The sequence below is a fragment of the Salicola sp. AFF1 genome, assembly GCF_056783195.1.
Map to the genome: position 1 here is coordinate 1 of NZ_JBXAYL010000128.1, position 516 is coordinate 516.

The 516-nt window shown below is 58.1% G+C and carries 1 pseudogene; it reads left to right on the forward strand.

What is annotated here, in order from left to right:
- Nucleotides 1–516: pseudogene (locus AC1RQI_RS17035) on the forward strand (hypothetical protein); the annotation flags it as partial.

Here is a 516-nt window from a genome sequence, read left to right on the forward strand (position 1 = left end):
TGATCTTGGCGGAGATCAACCAACAGGATATGCCACCTCTTCAGCCTGCTTCCATACACCAGAAATCACCATAACTCTGATCCGCCATCGACTCCAGGAACATCGCCAGCGCGATCAGGCCACAACCGAGGCCGACCTGGACCAGGAAATCCGGGAGGCCAATACCATCCTGTCGCTGGATGAGGCCAAGACCAAGATCGAGCGCTTCCTGGAGACGCAGAGCCCACGGAAGGGCCAGGGCAAGCGGAGCAAGGAAGTCAAAAGCAACATCACGGACAATGAAAGCGCCAAGATGACCACCGGCAAGGGCACGATCCAGGGTTACAACGGCGTGGCCACTGTGGATAAGAAACACCAGGTCATCATCGACGCCCAGGCCTTCGGCGAAGGTCAGGAACACCACACTTTGAAACCCGTTCTGGAGCAGGTCGAACAACGCTACCGACGACTGGGCATCCACACCGACATCTACCAGAGCGGGACCATCGTCACCGCCGACACCGGCTTCGCCAACGA